At 71.8% G+C, this 16,141-nt stretch carries 16 protein-coding genes; 10 read left to right on the top strand and 6 right to left on the bottom strand.

The features are described from left to right. The first annotated feature begins 4 nt into the window (after window positions 1–4). From ACFY9V_RS15030 to ACFY9V_RS15015, 4 genes are all read left to right on the top strand, one after another. Window positions 5–931 carry a F0F1 ATP synthase subunit gamma gene (locus tag ACFY9V_RS15030; RefSeq protein ID WP_355344182.1) on the top strand — a complete coding sequence of 309 codons (927 nt, stop codon included), beginning with the start codon at window positions 5–7 and terminating at the stop codon, window positions 929–931. Window positions 932–936: 5 nt separating this feature from the next. Beyond that, window positions 937–2,379 carry a F0F1 ATP synthase subunit beta gene (gene atpD / locus ACFY9V_RS15025; protein ID WP_355344179.1) on the top strand — a complete coding sequence of 481 codons (1,443 nt, stop codon included), beginning with the start codon at window positions 937–939 and terminating at the stop codon, window positions 2,377–2,379. Window positions 2,380–2,553: 174 nt separating this feature from the next. Continuing rightward, window positions 2,554–2,928, top strand: coding sequence for a F0F1 ATP synthase subunit epsilon (locus ACFY9V_RS15020; RefSeq protein ID WP_355344176.1), 375 nt, complete (start codon window positions 2,554–2,556; stop codon window positions 2,926–2,928). A gap of 188 nt (window positions 2,929–3,116) precedes the next feature. Next, on the top strand, window positions 3,117–3,572 hold the full coding sequence (locus ACFY9V_RS15015; RefSeq protein ID WP_391044592.1) for a DUF2550 family protein: 456 nt from the start codon (window positions 3,117–3,119) through the stop codon (window positions 3,570–3,572). A 233-nt stretch (window positions 3,573–3,805) separates the two neighbouring features. On the opposite strand, the gene ACFY9V_RS15010 is transcribed toward ACFY9V_RS15015, so the two are convergent. Further along, window positions 3,806–4,378 carry a cob(I)yrinic acid a,c-diamide adenosyltransferase gene (locus ACFY9V_RS15010; RefSeq protein ID WP_355344170.1) on the bottom strand — a complete coding sequence of 191 codons (573 nt, stop codon included), beginning with the start codon at window positions 4,376–4,378 and terminating at the stop codon, window positions 3,806–3,808. Between the two features lie 207 nt (window positions 4,379–4,585). Between ACFY9V_RS15010 and ACFY9V_RS15005 the strand changes: the two genes are divergently transcribed. From ACFY9V_RS15005 to ACFY9V_RS14995, 3 genes are all read left to right on the top strand, one after another. Next, complete coding sequence (locus tag ACFY9V_RS15005; protein WP_355344167.1) at window positions 4,586–5,434, top strand: 3-hydroxyacyl-CoA dehydrogenase family protein; 849 nt, start codon at window positions 4,586–4,588, stop codon at window positions 5,432–5,434. Window positions 5,435–5,662: 228 nt separating this feature from the next. Then, a complete protein-coding gene (locus tag ACFY9V_RS15000) occupies window positions 5,663–5,962 on the top strand; it encodes an STAS domain-containing protein (protein ID WP_188281939.1) in 300 nt (99 codons plus the stop codon). 184 nt (window positions 5,963–6,146) lie between these two features. Beyond that, the gene (locus ACFY9V_RS14995) at window positions 6,147–9,083 is read left to right on the top strand and encodes an ATP-binding protein (RefSeq protein ID WP_391161538.1); all 2,937 of its coding nucleotides are present in this window, start codon (window positions 6,147–6,149) and stop codon (window positions 9,081–9,083) included. 2 nt (window positions 9,084–9,085) lie between these two features. Here ACFY9V_RS14995 and ACFY9V_RS14990 read toward each other — a convergent pair whose 3' ends face one another. After that, window positions 9,086–10,051: a YafY family protein gene (locus ACFY9V_RS14990; RefSeq protein ID WP_355344160.1), complete on the bottom strand. Its 966-nt coding sequence runs from the start codon at window positions 10,049–10,051 to the stop codon at window positions 9,086–9,088. A gap of 70 nt (window positions 10,052–10,121) precedes the next feature. Here ACFY9V_RS14990 and ACFY9V_RS14985 point away from each other — a divergent pair, with 70 nt between their 5' ends. Continuing rightward, window positions 10,122–10,571 carry a VOC family protein gene (locus ACFY9V_RS14985; RefSeq protein ID WP_355344157.1) on the top strand — a complete coding sequence of 150 codons (450 nt, stop codon included), beginning with the start codon at window positions 10,122–10,124 and terminating at the stop codon, window positions 10,569–10,571. A gap of 137 nt (window positions 10,572–10,708) precedes the next feature. On the opposite strand, the gene nucS is transcribed toward ACFY9V_RS14985, so the two are convergent. After that, complete coding sequence (nucS, locus tag ACFY9V_RS14980; protein WP_355344154.1) at window positions 10,709–11,371, bottom strand: endonuclease NucS; 663 nt, start codon at window positions 11,369–11,371, stop codon at window positions 10,709–10,711. Between the two features lie 275 nt (window positions 11,372–11,646). On the opposite strand from nucS, the gene ACFY9V_RS14975 reads away from it, so the two are divergent. Continuing rightward, window positions 11,647–12,048: an SCO5389 family protein gene (locus tag ACFY9V_RS14975; protein WP_188281928.1), complete on the top strand. Its 402-nt coding sequence runs from the start codon at window positions 11,647–11,649 to the stop codon at window positions 12,046–12,048. A 100-nt stretch (window positions 12,049–12,148) separates the two neighbouring features. Here the strand turns inward: ACFY9V_RS14975 and ACFY9V_RS14970 are convergent, their stop codons facing one another. After that, the gene (locus ACFY9V_RS14970) at window positions 12,149–13,195 is read right to left on the bottom strand and encodes an LLM class flavin-dependent oxidoreductase (RefSeq protein WP_391161537.1); all 1,047 of its coding nucleotides are present in this window, start codon (window positions 13,193–13,195) and stop codon (window positions 12,149–12,151) included. Between the two features lie 195 nt (window positions 13,196–13,390). On the opposite strand from ACFY9V_RS14970, the gene ACFY9V_RS14965 reads away from it, so the two are divergent. After that, a complete protein-coding gene (locus tag ACFY9V_RS14965; protein WP_355344147.1) occupies window positions 13,391–13,714 on the top strand; it encodes an ATP/GTP-binding protein in 324 nt (107 codons plus the stop codon). A 136-nt stretch (window positions 13,715–13,850) separates the two neighbouring features. Here the strand turns inward: ACFY9V_RS14965 and ACFY9V_RS14960 are convergent, their stop codons facing one another. Beyond that, window positions 13,851–14,768 (bottom strand): ABC transporter permease, encoded by a 918-nt coding sequence (locus ACFY9V_RS14960; RefSeq protein ID WP_391044602.1) that lies wholly within the window; start codon window positions 14,766–14,768, stop codon window positions 13,851–13,853. Continuing rightward, window positions 14,765–16,018 (bottom strand): ATP-binding cassette domain-containing protein, encoded by a 1,254-nt coding sequence (locus ACFY9V_RS14955; protein WP_391161536.1) that lies wholly within the window; start codon window positions 16,016–16,018, stop codon window positions 14,765–14,767. The genes ACFY9V_RS14960 and ACFY9V_RS14955 overlap by 4 nt, the downstream gene beginning before the upstream one ends. Window positions 16,019–16,141 lie beyond the last annotated feature (123 nt).

Raw genomic sequence — 16,141 nt, 5'->3', positions numbered from 1 at the left:
TCGCATGGGCGCACAGATTCGGGTTTACAAGCGCCGGATCAAGTCCGTCACCGCCACGAAGAAGATCACCAAGGCGATGGAGATGATCGCCGCCTCGCGCATCGTCAAGGCGCAGCGCCAGGTGGCGGCCTCGTCCCCGTACGCCGATGAACTGACCCGTGCGGTCACGGCGGTGGCGACCGGCTCCAACACCAAGCACCCGCTGACCACCGAGGCCGAGAACCCGACCCGCGCCGCGGTCCTGCTCGTCACGAGCGACCGCGGTCTGGCGGGCGGTTACTCGTCCAACGCGATCAAGGCGGCCGACCGGCTCATCGAGCGGCTGCGCGCGGAGGGCAAGGAAGTCGACTCGTACCTCATCGGCCGCAAGGCCGTGGCGTACTACAGCTTCCGCGAGCGGACGGTCGCCGAGTCCTGGACCGGCTTCTCCGACAGCCCCGGCTACGGCGACGCCAAGAAGGTCGCGGCGCCGCTGATCGAGTCGGTGCTCAAGGACACGGCCGACGGTGGCGTGGACGAACTGCACATCGTCTTCACGGAGTTCGTGTCGATGATGACGCAGTCCCCGGTCGACGCCAGGCTGCTGCCGCTCTCGCTGGACGAGACGGCCGCCGCCGGTGCCGAGGAGCGGGCCGCCAAGGGCGAGATCCTGCCGCTCTACGAGTTCGAGCCTTCCGCCGAGGGTGTGCTGGACGCGCTGCTGCCTCGCTACGTCGAGAGCCGCATCTTCAACGCGCTGCTCCAGGCGGCGGCTTCGGAGCACGCGGCCCGCCGCCGTGCGATGAAGTCCGCGACCGACAACGCGGAAGACCTCATCAAGTCGCTCACGCGGCTTGCCAATGCGGCCCGACAGGCCGACATCACCCAGGAAATCAGCGAGATCGTCGGCGGCTCCAGTGCGCTGGCCGACGCGAACGCGGGGAGTGACTAACCACTATGACCACCACTGTTGAAACCGCTACGGCCACCGGCCGCGTCGCGCGGGTCATCGGCCCGGTCGTCGACGTGGAGTTCCCCGTCGACGCGATGCCGGAGATCTACAACGCGCTGCACGTCGACGTGGCCGACACGGGCGCCGAGTCCGGCACGAAGACGCTGACGCTGGAGGTGGCGCAGCACCTCGGCGACGGCCTGGTCCGCGCCATCTCGATGCAGCCCACCGACGGCCTGGTCCGCCAGGCCCCGGTGACCGACACCGGCGACGGCATCACGGTGCCCGTCGGCGACGTCACCAAGGGCCGGGTGTTCAACACCCTGGGCCAGATCCTGAACGAGCCGGAGGCCGAGTCCGAGGTCACCGACCGCTGGGCGATCCACCGCAAGGCGCCGAAGTTCGACGACCTCGAGTCGAAGACCGAGATGTTCGAGACCGGCCTGAAGGTCGTCGACCTGCTGACCCCGTACGTCAAGGGCGGCAAGATCGGTCTGTTCGGCGGCGCCGGTGTCGGCAAGACCGTGCTCATCCAGGAAATGATCATGCGTGTGGCCAAGCTGCACGAGGGCGTCTCGGTGTTCGCCGGTGTCGGCGAGCGCACCCGTGAGGGCAACGACCTCATCGCGGAAATGGCCGAGTCGGGCGTGCTGCCGCAGACCGCGCTGGTCTTCGGTCAGATGGACGAGCCCCCGGGCACCCGTCTGCGCGTGGCGCTGGCCGGTCTGACCATGGCGGAGTACTTCCGTGACGTGGCCAAGCAGGACGTGCTGTTCTTCATCGACAACATCTTCCGCTTCACGCAGGCCGGTTCCGAGGTCTCCACGCTGCTCGGCCGTATGCCGTCCGCGGTGGGTTACCAGCCGAACCTGGCCGACGAGATGGGTCAGCTCCAGGAGCGGATCACCTCGACGCGTGGTCACTCGATCACCTCGATGCAGGCGATCTACGTCCCCGCGGACGACCTGACCGACCCGGCCCCGGCGACCACCTTCGCCCACCTCGACGCGACGACCGTGCTTTCGCGGCCGATCTCGGAGAAGGGCATCTACCCCGCGGTGGACCCGCTGGACTCCACGTCCCGCATCCTGGACCCGCGCTACATCGCGCAGGACCACTACGACTGCGCCATGCGCGTCAAGGGAATCCTGCAGAAGTACAAGGACCTCCAGGACATCATCTCCATCCTCGGCATCGACGAGCTGGGCGAAGAGGACAAGCTCACCGTCTTCCGCGCCCGCCGGATCGAGCGCTTCCTGTCGCAGAACACCCACGCGGCGAAGCAGTTCACCGGTGTCGACGGCTCCGACGTGTCGCTGGACGAGTCGATCTCCGCGTTCAACGCCATCGCCGACGGTGAGTACGACCACTTCCCGGAGCAGGCGTTCTTCATGTGCGGTGGCCTGGACGACCTCAAGGCCAACGCGGCGAAGCTCGGCGTCAACTGACGCGGGAGCCTCGCGCAGGCCGCGCGTCCGCGTCGGTAGGAGCGCGCGCGACAGCGTAAAAGGGGGGCGGTGAGTCCCGTGGCGAAGCCCCGGGGCGCCCGCCCCCTCTCGCACCCCTTATTCTGTGTCTTACGCATCCACTGAGGACGGTGGGTGCCAACCCGAGGAGCCGTCTTGGCCGATCTTCACGTCGAGCTGGTCGCCGCGGACCGTAGTGTCTGGTCCGGCGAGGCCACCATGGTCATCGCCCGTACCACGTCGGGTGACATCGGCATCATGCCGGGACACGAGCCGCTCCTCGGGGTGCTCCAGTCCGGCCCGGTGACGGTGCGCACCTCTGACGGCGGCACTGTCGTGGCCGCCGTGCACGGTGGCTTCATCTCCTTCTCCGACGACAAGCTCTCGATTCTCGCGGAGATCGCGGAGCTGGCGGACGAGATCGATGTGGCGCGCGCCGAGCGTGCTCTTGAGCGGTCGAAGTCGGAGACCGACGCCGCGGCCGAGCGCCGCGCCGAGGTCCGGCTCGCCGCCGCCGCGGGAGCGCACTGACCGGTCCGCAGGACGGTCCGCGGGTCGGCGCGACCGGCTGACCGGGCAACCGCACCACCACAACCGCATCAGCAGACGTACCAGGCGTGACCGAACGACCACGGTGCCGCGGACTGCCTTCCTGGGCGGTCCGCGGCTCCGGTACAGCAAGGGCAGTAACCCATTTCTAGGCGAGGAGGTCGGTGGACGTGATCCTCTCCTTTGAGGTGGGTGGCGCGGTGATCGCCGCCGCGCTGCTCGGACTCTTCGTCTTCGGACTGCGCCGCCGGCTGATCCAACGGCCAGGCGGCACTTTCGACTGCAGCCTGCGCCCCGCTCCCGAGCAGGACGCGGAGCCGGCCGGCGGTGGCGGCAAGGGCTGGGTGTACGGAGTCGCGCGCTACAGCGGTGACCGGGTGGAGTGGTTCCGGGTCTTCTCGTACGCGCCCCGCCCGCGGCGGGTGCTGCTGCGTCCGGCGATCGAGGTACTGGGGCGCCGGGACCCGCAGGGCTCGGAGGAGCTGGCCCTGCTGTCGGACGCGGTGGTGCTCTCCTGCGAGCATCAGGGCACCCGGCTTGAGCTGGCGATGAGCGACGACGCCCTGACGGGTTTCCTCGCCTGGCTCGAAGCGGCGCCGCCCGGCCAGCGGGTCAACGTGGCGTAGCACCTGTTCCTTGCCGTGCCTCTGGGAGGCGCGGCTTCGCGCGTTTCAGGGGCCGGTGCGTCGCTCGGCGCGGGTTTCGGCCGGGCGGATTCGCGGGCGGATTCCCGGGCGCGCCCGGTGAGGACCGGAGGCCGACGGGCGGCGGTGTCGACCCCCGGCCGTATGGGTCAGCCGGAGCCTAGAAAGGTCTGGACCACCGGTCAAGAGGTCTGGACCATGTCGGGCCCCTGGTGTCAGCGGTTCTCGCCGGGGATCCACAGGACGTCCCCGCGGGACTTGTTGGCGGTGCGGGCGAGGATGAACAGCAGGTCGGAGAGCCGGTTCAGGTAGGTCGCGGTGAGCGGGTTCATCGTGTCCGCGTGGTCCTCCAGAGCGGCCCAGGTGGAGCGTTCGGCGCGGCGGACGATGGTGCACGCCTGGTGGAGCAGGGCCGCGCCGGGCGTGCCGCCGGGGAGGATGAAGCTGCGGAGCTTCTCCAGATCGGCGAGGAAGCGGTCGCACTCCTCCTCCAGCCGGTCGACATAGGTCTGCTCGACCCGCAGCGGCGGGTACTCCGGGTCGGGGACCACCGGAGTGGCGAGGTCGGCGCCGACGTCGAAGAGGTCGTTCTGCACGCGCACCAGGACGGTGGCGACCTCCTCGGGCAGCGCGCCGAGCGCGAGCGCCACACCGAGCGCGGCGTTGGCCTCGTTGGCGTCGGCGTAGGCGGCGATCCGGCTGTCGGTCTTCGCGGTCCGGCTCATGTCGCCGAGCGCCGTGGTGCCGTCGTCGCCGGTACGGGTGTAGATGCGGGTGAGGTTGACCATACGGTCGAGCGTAGAGCGTGCCCGCCCGACGGGCCGTCTCCCGCCCCCGTCCGACGGCCGGTTGACGCCCAGTGCGACGAAGGACACACGGTGACACCGCTTACTTCCTGCTGCGCGCGGAGGTGAACGGGCGTTAAGGTCCGGCGAGATCAGCGAATTCGGCCAGTCGGCCGCAAATGGCTCGGCCCCAATGGAGAGGTGTGTGCCGTGGCGAAGAAGCTCGCCGTCGTCGGAGCGGGACTGATGGGCTCCGGTATCGCGCAGGTGTCGGCCCAGGCGGGGTACGACGTGGTCCTGCGGGACGTCACCGACGCGGCGCTCAAGCGCGGCACCGACGGCATCCGCGCCTCGTACGAGAAGTTCGTCTCCAAGGGCAAGCTGGACGCGGCGGACGCCGAGGCGGCGCTGGCCAGGATCACCGCGACCACCGACCTCGACGCCGCCGCGGACGCGGACATCGTCGTGGAGGCCGTCTTCGAGCGGATCGAGGTCAAGCAGGAGATCTTCCGCGCCCTCGACACGATCGTGCGCGACGACGCGGTCCTCGCCTCCAACACCTCCGCGATCCCGATCACCAAGATCGCCGCCGTCACCCGCAACCCCGAACGCGTCGTCGGCACCCACTTCTTCTCGCCGGTCCCGCTGATGCAGCTCTGCGAGCTTGTCCGCGGCTACAAGACCAGCGACGCCACGCTGGAGCGCGCCCGCGCCTTCGCCGAGGAGATCGGCAAGACCTGCGTCGTCGTCAACCGCGACGTGGCGGGCTTCGTCACCACCCGGCTGATCTCGGCCCTGGTCGTCGAGGCCGTCAAGCTCTACGAGTCGGGCGTCGCCTCCGCCGAGGACATCGACATCGCCTGCAAACTCGGCTTCGGCCACGCGATGGGCCCGCTCGCCACCGCCGACCTCACCGGCGTGGACATCCTGCTGCACGCCGCGGGCAACATCTACACCGAGTCGCAGGACGAGAAGTTCGCGCCGCCGGAGATCATGCGCCGCATGGTCGACGCGGGCGACCTCGGCCGCAAGAGCGGCAAGGGCTTCTACTCGTACTGAGTTTCCACCCGCACCGGGGCACCGTACGGAACGCGCATCCTGGGCACGCGTACTAAACAACGTCACCCCCAGGAGTGAATTCGGTATCGGTTCGCTCACAGACGGCAACTTCTCCATACGACGGACCGTCAGTTGTGTGAAGACATACGGATGATCCGTGCCGTCGCCGTCCCGCGGCGGCCATGCCATGAGCCGGGCCCACGAGCCGGCACTCCTCGGGGAGCGACTATGCACATCAAGGGCGACCACGCCGAGCTGGTCGTCGGGGGCCGCCTCGACGTCCGGAGCGCGGCGGACGCCCGTTCGGCCCTGCACACCGCCGTCGACTCCGGCCGCGGGGACCTGGTGCTCGATCTCACGGAGCTGGACTCGTGGGACGCCACCGGTCTCGGCGTGATCATGGGCGCCCACCGCAGAGCGGGCCGCGCCAACCGGAGGCTCGTGCTGCGCGGGGTCCCGCCGCGAATGCAGCGCCTGCTGGTCGCCACCCGGCTGCACCGAATCCTCGCGATCGAGGCCGAAAGGTGACGTAAGGGCGGCACCGTGGCCCCGGCACTTCATGAATACTGTGGCAGCCTTTAGAGTTTGCCGCAGATTGCCAGCAGGCGTGCCACCCCGTACGCCAGAAAAGGGGAATCGGGCCGAGTCCGGCAGCGGACACAGGGCGGCCCGATCGGGCCCCCGCACGTCACGCACCTGGGGGGCGTACGAGATGGACCACCGCACCGGCGAGTCGGGCGAACGCCCGATACCGGACGTCGACGACCTGACGGTCGCCGACGCCGACGCGCGCCCCGCCACCGGCCCCGACTTCGGCCAGGGCGTCGAATTCGGGCACGGCGCGGACTTCGCCGCCGACTTCGGCCCGGCCCCCACGCCCGGCCCGGGAACCGGCTTCGGCTCCGACTTCGCCGCGGGCTCCGGCTCCGATTTCAGTGCCCCCGCCGACCACGGCCACGGCCACGGCAACGGCAATGGCCCCGCCACCGGGTCCCTGCCCGCCCTCACGGACAGCACCCTGGCGCTGCGCGGCCCCCGCGCCTCCCGCGACCCGCTCACCCCGGAACTGGGCGGCACCTCCAGCGGCGGCAACGCCCGCGTGCTGCGCGTCACCACCTCCGACTACCTGCTGACCGTCAACCCGATCGACGGCACCGAGGTCACCCTCTGCCCGCCCGCCGAGCGCCCGCTGCCGCTGCGCCGCACCCCCGAGGAGCGCGTCGCGCACCTGGCCGCGGGCCGCCCCTCGCCGCCGCCGGGACCGCCCGCCCCCGAACTGCCGCTGCTGGAGCGCGACGAGGAGCGCGAGCGGCTGATCCGGCTGCTGGCCAGGGGCCGTTCCGTACGGGTCACCGGACCGTCCGGCGCGGGCCGCACCGCGCTGCTGGAATCCGTCGCCAACGCCTGCGCCGACCTCGCCCCCGACGGCGTGCTCTGGCTGTCCGGCTACCGCCGCACCCCCGCCGACGTGCTCCAGGAACTCTTCGCCACCGTCTACGCCACCGACGGCCACCGCCCCGACCGCGCGGACCTGCCGGGCCTGCTGCGCGACACCGGCGCCGTCGTCGTCATCGACGACCTGGAATTCGGCGGCGCGGGGCTGGAGGAACTGCTCTCCGCGGCCCCCGAGTGCGCCTTCCTGATGTCCGCGACGCCCGACGTCACCACACCGTCCGCCGACTCGATGATCGAAGAGGTCTTCCTGTCGGGCCTGACCCGCGTCGCCTGCGTCGACCTGCTGCAATTCGTCACCGGGCGGCCCCTCGGCGAGGACGAGACCGCGTGGGCGGCCGACCTGTGGTTCGAGTCCGAGGGCCTGCCGCTGCGCTTCGTGCAGGCCGGCGCGCTGCTGCGGCAGCGGGACGCGCTGCGCCAGCCGCCCGAGCCCGACTGGGACGACTCGGTGTGGGAGAACGGCTCGCCGACCGGCCCGCAGGGCGCCGGAACGCCGCCCATACCCGACCTCACCGGCTTCGACATACTCCAGGGTCCCGACGCAGCCTCCGGGCACGGCGCCGAGGACCCCGAGGACGCGCTTTCCACCGGCCCGGACACCGCGGCGACTTCCGCGACACCGGAGATACCGGGGTCCGCCCCCAAGCCCGGCCCCGCCGGATACACCGGCCCGCCCGTCGACCTGCCGCTGCCGTCGCTCGCCGAGAGCGCGGCACCCGCGGAACTGCTCGCCAGCAGGCTGAGCGAATCGGCCCGCGAAGCCCTCGCCTTCGCCGTGGCACTCGACGGCGAGTGCCCGCACCCCTCGCACCTGCCCGCCCTCGTCGGTGACACCCACGGCGACGCGGCCCTCGGCGAACTCACCGCGGTCGGCCTGGCCGTACCGGTCTCCGCCCACTTCCGCCTCGCCGCCGGAGTCGTCCAGCAGCTCGCGCCGCGGCTCACCGCCGACGGCGAGCTGAGCGCGGTCCAGTCGCACACCGCGGCCCTGCACTACGCCTGGTGGACCGGGCACCCCTCGGTCGGCCCCGAGCGCGCCGCCGCCGAGTCCGAGGCGATCCTCGCCGCGATGTCCGCCTGCCGCGACGGCGGCAACCCCAGCGCGGCCGTCCTGCTCGCCCGCACCGTCGCGCCCGCCTTCGCCGCCGCGCTGCACTGGGGCGCCTGGGAGCGGGCACTGCGGATCGGCCAGGAGGCCGCACGGCTGTCGGGCGAGGTCGCCGAAGAGGCGTACTTCCACCACGAGCTGGGCGTCCTCGCGCTGTGCACCGGCAACACCGACCGCGCCCGCGCCGAACTGGAGGCGTCCATCGCCCTGCGCGGGGCCCTCGCCGACCGGCAGGGCACCGTCGTCGGCCGCCGTACGCTCGCGCTGGTCAACGACCGTGACGGCGGCGGCGTCCCGAACCTGCCCGCGCTGCTCGAACTCCCGCCGGGCGGCTCCGGCGGTACGGCGCCGCTCGCGATCACGGCGGCCACGACGCCGCTGACGGTGATCAACAAGAGCGGCGCCCCGGCACCGCAGGGCGAGGCCGCGCGCCCCGCCACGCACCGCCGACGCCGCAATCTGGTGGTGGTCGGCACCGGCGTCGCTCTCGCGGCGGCCCTCGCCACCATCGTCACCATGGGCGCCACCTCGGGCGACGGCCCCAAGCCCAACCAGGTCCAGCCGGTCGAGTCCGCCCAGCAGGACGACCCCTCAACCGACGCCCCGACGGACGATCCCTCGACGGACGGCCCCACGGCCGCCTCGCCGTCCGCCTCCGCCACGTCCCCGACGCCGTCGACACCGGCCGGGACGACGGGCGGCCCGACAACGGCCCACGGAGCCCCGGTCACGCCCCCTGACGGCGGCCTGACGTCGGCACCGGGTGATACGCCGACGCCGCCGCGCAACACGCAGACGTCGAGGCCGCCGACGAGCCGTCCGCCGACGAGCAGACCTCCCACGACGCCGCCGACGCATACGACTCCGCCGCCGACAACCACCAGTCCGCCTCCCACGACGGAGACACCGACCGATCCGCCGCCGGACGGCCAGGCCACCGGTATCACCAACCCGCCGAACCTCACCCCCTCCGGCGCCGCCCCCACCAGGACCGGCACCTTCACCCCGCCGACGACGGAAGCCGGAGCCACCGGCCCCGGAGCCACCGGCCCCGCACCCACGGACACCGTCGCGCCGACCGGCTGAGGTCAGCCGCCCTCCGCCATGGCGGCGAGGCGGCGGGCCAGGCGGGCGGCGGCCTCGCGCAGCTCCGGCGGTTCGAGCACCTCGGCCTCGAAGCCCAGCGCGGCCACGCGGGCGGCGGTCACCTCCAGGGAATCCGCGCCGATGACGAGGACGCACCAGCCGTCGCGCTCGTCGTCCTCGACGCGTCCGACCTGCGGCGGCACCATGTCGCTCACGAGCTCCGTCCGGGCGCGCAGCCGGACGCGGGCCAGGTGCGCGTACGGGGACTCGGTCACGGAGCGCCGCACGTAGGCGACCGGGTCGGGGTGCTCGCGGGGCCGGAAGCGCCAGGTGGTCGTCTGCGCGTCGCGCATCCGGTCGAGCCGGAAGGTGCGCCAGTCGTCGCGGTCGACGTCCCAGGCCATCAGGTACCAGCGGCGTCCCGTGGTGACCATCCGCACCGGCTCGACCGTACGCTCGCGCGCCGTGCCGCCGTCCCGGCCGCTGTACGCGAACCGTACGCGTACGGTGTCCCGGCAGGCCCGCGCGAAGGTCATCAGCAGGTCCGGGTCGACTTCGTCGGTGGGGCCCACCAGGGTGTCGGTGGCGCCCTGGACGGCCCGCACCTCGGCGCGCAGCCGGGGCGGCATCACCTGGTCGAGCTTGGCGAGGGCCCGCAGCGCCGCCTCGCTCGCGCCCGCGACCGTGCCGCCCGACGCCAGCCGCAGCGAGACCGCCGTCGCGATGGCCTCGTCGTCGTCCAGCAGCAGCGGCGGCAGCCGGGTGCCCGCGCCGAGCCGGTAGCCGCCGCCGACGCCCGGGACCGCGTGCACGGGGTAGCCGACCGCGCGCAGCCGCTCCACGTCGCGGCGCACCGAGCGGTCGGTGACGCCCAGCTCGGCGGCGAGTTCACCGGCCGTCCAGGACGAGCGGTGCTGGAGGAGCGACAGCAGCCGCAGCACCCGTTCGGTCGTCGCTTCTACGGTCATCGGGTGATCGTTCCACACCGCCCGGCCATCACGGAACGTATCTGTCCGCTATATGCGCCACGCTGGGATCATGAACGAGCACCAGGAAGTCCGCGACATCCAGATCACCTTCGACTGCGCCGACCCGAACGCGCTGGCCGTCTTCTGGGCCGAGGCCCTCGGCTACCGGCTCCAGGACCCGCCCGAGGGCTTCTCGTCCTGGGACGAGGCCCTGGAGTCGATGGGTGTACCGCCCGAGCTGCGCAACGAACGCTCCGCCGCCGTCGACCCCTCGGGCGTCAGGCCCCGGCTCTTCTTCCAGCGCGTCCCCGAGGGGAAGCAGGCCAAGAACCGCGTCCACCTCGACGTCCGCGCCGCCCCCGGCCTGGAGGGTGACGAGCGGATGGCGGCCCACGAGAAGGAGGCCGACCGCCTCGTCGCCCTCGGCGCCACCCGCCTCGCCCGCCACGAGCCCGCCCTCCTCAGTCCGGGCCACATCGTGATGACCGACCCGGAGGGCAACGAATTCTGCCTCGACTGACCCCCGCCCGGGCCGGCGCCCGCCTCCCGCGCCGGCTCGACTCCCTCGAAGCCGCGGAGCAGCGCGGCGGGTCAAAGCGGTGAGGCAAAGGGGCGGGCCAGCGCGGCGAGTCAAAGGCGGCGGGTCAGCGCGGCGGGCTAGAACAGCCGCAGCTTGTCGTCGGAGATGCCGCGCATGCCGTCGTAGTCCAGGACGACACAGCCGATGCCGCGGTCCGTGGCCAGCACGCGGGCCTGGGGCTTGATCTCCTGGGCGGCGAACACCCCGCGGACCGGGGCGAGATGGGGGTCGCGGTTGAGGAGTTCGAGGTAACGGGTGAGCTGCTCGACACCGTCGATGTCGCCGCGCCGCTTCAGCTCGACGGCGACGGTGGCGCCCGAGGCGTCGCGGCACAGGATGTCCACCGGGCCGATGGCGGTGGGGTATTCGCGGCGGATCAGGGTCCAGCCCTCGCCGAGGACTTCCATCCGGTCGGCCAGCAGCTCCTGGAGGTGCGCCTCGACACCGTCCTTGATCAGGCCGGGGTCGACACCGAGTTCGTGCGAGGAGTCGTGCAGGACCTCCTCGATGGTGATGATGAGCTGCTCACCGGCCTTGTTGACGACCGTCCAGACGCCGTCGTCGCCCTCTTTGAGCGTGCAGGGCGGGGACATCCAGTTGAGCGGCTTGTAGGCCCGGTCGTCGGCGTGCACCGACAGACTGCCGTCCGCCTTGATGAGCAGCAGCCGGGTGGCGGAGGGCAGGTGGGCGGAGAGCCGGCCCGCGTAGTCGACGGAGCAGCGGGCGATGACGAGACGCATGGTGCGCAACGCTACTGGACGCGCCGCCCCGTACGCGATTCGGCCCCGTGTGATTCACCGCCGCACGTTTCGCCCCCGCACGTCCCGTCCGCCCCTGTGCGTACGACTCCGGACGACTGCGGAAACTTGGCCGGTTAAGTGTGCTACCTCCTGGTGCGGTCGGACCAACGACCCTACGGTTGAAGCGGAGGCCGGACGTGCGGGAACGCTGGTCCGGCCGCCGGCAACCCGTCCGTCTGGCTCCGTGTGATCACGGGGTCACGAGAGGAGTACCCATGTCGCTCGACGTCTCACCGGCCCTCCTCGAACAGGCCGAGCGAGGCGAGGTCGACGAACAGGAATTCGTCGACTGCGTCAGGACGTCCCTCCCTTACGCGTGGGAGATGATCAGCTCGTTGGTGGCACAGCTCAAGGTCGACGGCGGAGCCTTCGCCGACAACCAGGTGCCGCCGCCGAGCGAGAAGGAACGCGGCCAGTTGCTCCGTGCACTGGCCAGCGACGCGATACGAGGGGCCCTACAGCGGCACTTCGGGGTGCGGCTCGCCTTCCAGAACTGCCACCGCGTGGCGGTCTTCCCACTGGACACGGTGGACCCCGGGATCGCCGAGAGCTACGGCAAGTTCACTTCCGTCAGGTCCCAAGTGCTCAACCAGTCACCGGAGTTCAGGGACTGCTGACGTAACGCCCCGCCCGGCGAACACCGCCGGTCACGGCCCTAGCGCGCACTGGGCGTCGGCACAATGCGGCCCGCTCCCGCAACCGGACCCGCCCGCGTAATCAGGCCAGTTCCGGGAGCACGTCGGCGCCCAGCCTGGCCACATTGTCCAAGGTGGCGGTGAGGTCCCCCGAGCCCTCCACCAGGAGGGCGAACCGGGTGATACCGGTCCGTTCCGCGGTCGCCGCGAGGCGGTCGGCACACAGCCGCGGCGGACCCACCGGGTGCAGATCACAGAGCAGTTCGGTGTAGGCGTGCGGGTCGCGCATGGCCCGCGCGCTGCCGTCCACCGTGCGGTGGGCGCCGAGCCCGCGCTGGAGCCAGCCGGGCATCGACTTGAGCAGCGTCTCCACCGCGTCCGACCTGGTGTCCCCGACCTGGGCCACGCCCGCCGAGACATGACCGGCGGCCGACACGGCGTCGGGGCAGTGCCCGGCGGCCAGCGCCGTCTCCCGCCAGACCCCCACCATCGCGGCCTTCTCCTCGTCCCCGCAGTGCATCCCCAGCAGCATCGGCAGCCCGCGCTCCGCGGCCAGCCGGACGGTGGCGGGGGAGGTGCAGGCGACCACGACGGGCGGCCCCGAGCCCGCCACCGGCTCGGCCGCCGGGTCGTACAGCTCGTCGGGGCGCGGTACGACGGACACCTCGCGGAAGGCGTAGCGCGGACCGTCCGCGCCGACCGCGGGCTCGCGCAGCCAGCGCAGCAGCAGGTCGAGCGATTCGGGGAAACCGGCCTCGAAGGCGGCCAGTCCGGTGCCGAAGACCTCCAGGTCCACCCACGGGCCGCCGCGGCCGACCCCGAGGGTGAAGCGTCCGCCGGACGCCAGGTGCAGCAGCGCGGCCTGTTCGCCCAGCGCCACCGGATGCGCGGTCGGCAGCACGCTCACCGCGGTGCCCACGCCGATCCGCCGCGTACGCCCGAGCAGCAGCCCGGCGAGGGTGACGGCCGACGGGCACACGCCGTACGGGACGAAGTGGTGCTCTGCCAGCCATACCGTGTCAAGTCCCGCGGCGTCAGCGGCCTCGGCCGAGGATATCGCCCGGTGCAGCGCCTCTCCCTGGCCCTGACCGGGGAACTGGGCCGCTATGACGAAAGTCCCAACTCGCATTGCTCATCCCTCCTCCCTTGGTAACGCTTGGCACGTGCCAAAGGCACGGCTTTCTGGGACGTTTTCATGATTTTCGGCAGTCATATCGGAGATGAGCCGTTCTGGTGTGCGCGAGGCGGGTGTTCCGGTATGGACCGACCGGCCGCGTACCCTTGACGGAGAGTCCGCGAAGCCCAGCAGAGCGCGAGGTGTCCCGTGTCGCCGCGTCGAAACCGCCCGCCCGGCGGAGGCCGCCCCGCCGACCGTACGGAGCAGCAGGAGTCGGGGTTCGGCGCCGGCAGCACCGTGGAGTGGCAGGGCGAGGAGTGGGTGGTGCGCCCGGTCGCGGGCAGCGCCTCCGGCAAGCACTACCGCTGCCCCGGCTGCGACCAGGAGATCCCGCCCGGCGTCGGGCACGTGGTGGCCTGGCGGGAGTACGGGGGAGTGGACGACCGGCGGCACTGGCACCGGGCGTGCTGGAACGCGAGGGACCGCCGCACCAGCAAGGTGCAGCGGTCCCGTAACGCCCCCCGGCACTGAACCGGGGCCATGTCCGGCGGCGGCTGAAGCGGCTGAGCCGTCCGGTACGCCTCGGGCGGCGCCGGTGTTCAGACGTTCCTGGCGCTCGGACGTTCCTGACGCTCAGACGTTCCTGGTGCTCAGACGCCCCTGACGCTCAGACGTCCCTGCTGTTGAGGGTCGCGTACGCCGCTCCCAGCAGCACCGCCGTGACGCAGGCCAGCGTGATGAGCTGGGGCAGGCCGTTCTGGTCGCCCTCGCCGATCATCGGGAAGTGGTAGAGCGAGGCCAGCGAGTTGGGCGCGGAGAACCGCACCAGCTTGTCGCGGGCCCCGTCCAGGCTGGACGGCAGGAAGATCGCGATCAGCAGCGGCAGCAGGACGACGCCCAGCATGGTGGTGATCGCCCCGGCCGAGTGCCGCAGCAGCGTGCCGACGGCGAGCGCCAGCAGGCCGAGCAGCGCCACGTAGAGGCCGACGCCGACGGTCGCGCCCAGCCATTCGGTGCCGCTCGCGGCGGTCACGCCGTCCTTGATGACGACGCCCGGGTGCGGGTCCTCCAGGTCGTATCCGGAGACCCGCTTGCCGGACATCACGCTCCAACTGATGAGCGCGGTCATCGTGCAGGCGACCGTGGTGGTCACGAAGGACAGCAGGAAGAAGACGATCGCCTTCGCCGTCAGGACCCGCGAGCGCCGCGGGCACGCGGTCAGGGTGGTGCGGATCATGCCGGTGCCGTACTCGGAGGTGATCACCAGCACGCCCAGCGTGATGATCGCCAACTGGCCCAGGATCAGGCCGAACAGGCCGGGCGCGAGCACCGGCACGCTGGTGTCGTTGCTGTGGTCGATCGGCACGACCACCAGCAGATTGATGCCGATGACCAGGACGAGCATCACGCCGAGCGTCCACACCGTGGAGCGCACCGTCCGGATCTTCGTCCACTCCGAGCGCACCGCCTGCCCGAGGGTGGTCTGCGCGACCGGCAACTGCGAGGCGAACTGCGGCTGCGGCGGCTGCTGTTGCTGGTAGCCGCCGTGGGGGGCGGAGGCCGGGAACTGGGCCGGGGCGGTCATCGGGCGTCCTCGCTGTCGGACTTGTCCATGTTCAGGGCGGCGGGTGCGGGCGGAGCGGCGGGTGCGGGCGGTGCGGCGGGTGCGGCGGGCTGAGGTGCGGGAGCGGCGGGAGCGGCCGGCGGCGGCTGGGGAGCGTACGACTGCTGCGGTACGGGCGCGGCCACCGGCTGCTGCTGGTACCCCCAGCCGGGCTGCTGCTGCCCGTAACCCGGCTGCCCGTAAGGCTGTTGCTGCCCGTACGGCTGCTGCCAGCCCTGCGCTCCCGGCGGCGGCGCGTAGCCGCCGGGGCCCTGGACGGCGTACGGCGCCGCGTGCTGGAGGCCCTGGCGCGGGTCCTGCGTCGAGCGGTAGTCGACCGCGCCGCTGGTCAGGCGCATGTACGCCTCCTCCAACGACGCCTGGTGCGGCGACAGTTCCCAGATCCGGACCTCGGCGTCGTACGCGATGTCGCTGATCCTGGGCAGTTCGAGGCCGGTGACGCGCAGCGCGCCGTCCTGCTCCGGCTGTACGGCGGCGCCCGCGTCGGTGAGCGCCTTGCTGAACTTCTCCCGCTCACCGCCCTCGGCGGGCGTGCGGACCAGCGCGTAGCCGGTCGAGTGGTGCGCGATGAAGTCCTTGACGCTCATGTCGGCGAGCAGTTGGCCGCGGCCGATGACGATGAGGTGGTCGGCGGTCAGCGCCATCTCGCTCATCAGGTGGCTGGAGACGAAGACCGTACGGCCCTCGCTCGCCAGCTTGCGCATCAGATTGCGCACCCAGTGGATGCCCTCGGGGTCGAGGCCGTTGACCGGCTCGTCGAAGAGCAGCACCTCCGGGTCGCCGAGCAGCGCGCCCGCGATGCCGAGCCGCTGGCCCATGCCCAGCGAGAAGCCCTTCGAGCGGCGGGAGGCCACGTCCTGGAGGCCGACGACGCCCAGCACCTCGTCGACCCTGCGGGCCGGGATGCCGGAGAGCTGCGCCACGCAGAGCAGGTGCTGGCGGGCGCTGCGGCCCCCGTGCACCGCCTTGGCGTCCAGCAGCGCGCCCACCTTGCGCGGCGCGTTCGGCAGCCGCCGGTACGGCACTCCGCCGATGGTCACCTGGCCGGAGGTCGGCTCGTCCAGGCCCAGGATCATCCGCATCGTCGTGGACTTGCCCGACCCGTTCGGGCCGAGGAATCCGGTGACGGTGCCAGGCCGTACCTGGAACGACAGGTTGTACACGGCTGTTTTCGCGCCGTACTGCTTGGTCAGGCCGACTGCCTGGATCATGCTCCGCCCCTCGCTGCAACGGAGGCGACTCGCCCCCGTGAGGGAGGAAGCGTAGCCGGTGGGGGTTGGTTCCCCCCACCGTCCCCCGGAGTTGCACCCGGGAGGTGCCACCATCGCGACAAT

Origin of the sequence: Streptomyces sp. NPDC008317, from assembly GCF_042955955.1 — a bacterium.
Lineage (GTDB): Bacteria > Actinomycetota > Actinomycetes > Streptomycetales > Streptomycetaceae > Actinacidiphila.
The sequence above is the reverse complement of the archived record's forward strand: the minus strand, read 5'-3'. Positions and strand labels throughout refer to the sequence as shown.

Coding starts and splice junctions, on each gene's coding strand:
- ACFY9V_RS15030 (WP_355344182.1), top strand. CDS start 5: ATGGGCGCACAGATTCGGGTTTACAAGCGCCGGATCAAGTCCGTCACC.
- atpD (WP_355344179.1), top strand. CDS start 937: ATGACCACCACTGTTGAAACCGCTACGGCCACCGGCCGCGTCGCGCGG.
- ACFY9V_RS15010 (WP_355344170.1), bottom strand. CDS start 4,378: ATGGTCAACCTCACCCGCATCTACACCCGTACCGGCGACGACGGCACC.
- ACFY9V_RS15000 (WP_188281939.1), top strand. CDS start 5,663: ATGCACATCAAGGGCGACCACGCCGAGCTGGTCGTCGGGGGCCGCCTC.
- ACFY9V_RS14995 (WP_391161538.1), top strand. CDS start 6,147: ATGGACCACCGCACCGGCGAGTCGGGCGAACGCCCGATACCGGACGTC.
- ACFY9V_RS14990 (WP_355344160.1), bottom strand. CDS start 10,051: ATGACCGTAGAAGCGACGACCGAACGGGTGCTGCGGCTGCTGTCGCTC.
- ACFY9V_RS14985 (WP_355344157.1), top strand. CDS start 10,122: ATGAACGAGCACCAGGAAGTCCGCGACATCCAGATCACCTTCGACTGC.
- nucS (WP_355344154.1), bottom strand. CDS start 11,371: ATGCGTCTCGTCATCGCCCGCTGCTCCGTCGACTACGCGGGCCGGCTC.
- ACFY9V_RS14975 (WP_188281928.1), top strand. CDS start 11,647: ATGTCGCTCGACGTCTCACCGGCCCTCCTCGAACAGGCCGAGCGAGGC.
- ACFY9V_RS14970 (WP_391161537.1), bottom strand. CDS start 13,195: ATGCGAGTTGGGACTTTCGTCATAGCGGCCCAGTTCCCCGGTCAGGGC.
- ACFY9V_RS14960 (WP_391044602.1), bottom strand. CDS start 14,768: ATGACCGCCCCGGCCCAGTTCCCGGCCTCCGCCCCCCACGGCGGCTAC.
- ACFY9V_RS14955 (WP_391161536.1), bottom strand. CDS start 16,018: ATGATCCAGGCAGTCGGCCTGACCAAGCAGTACGGCGCGAAAACAGCC.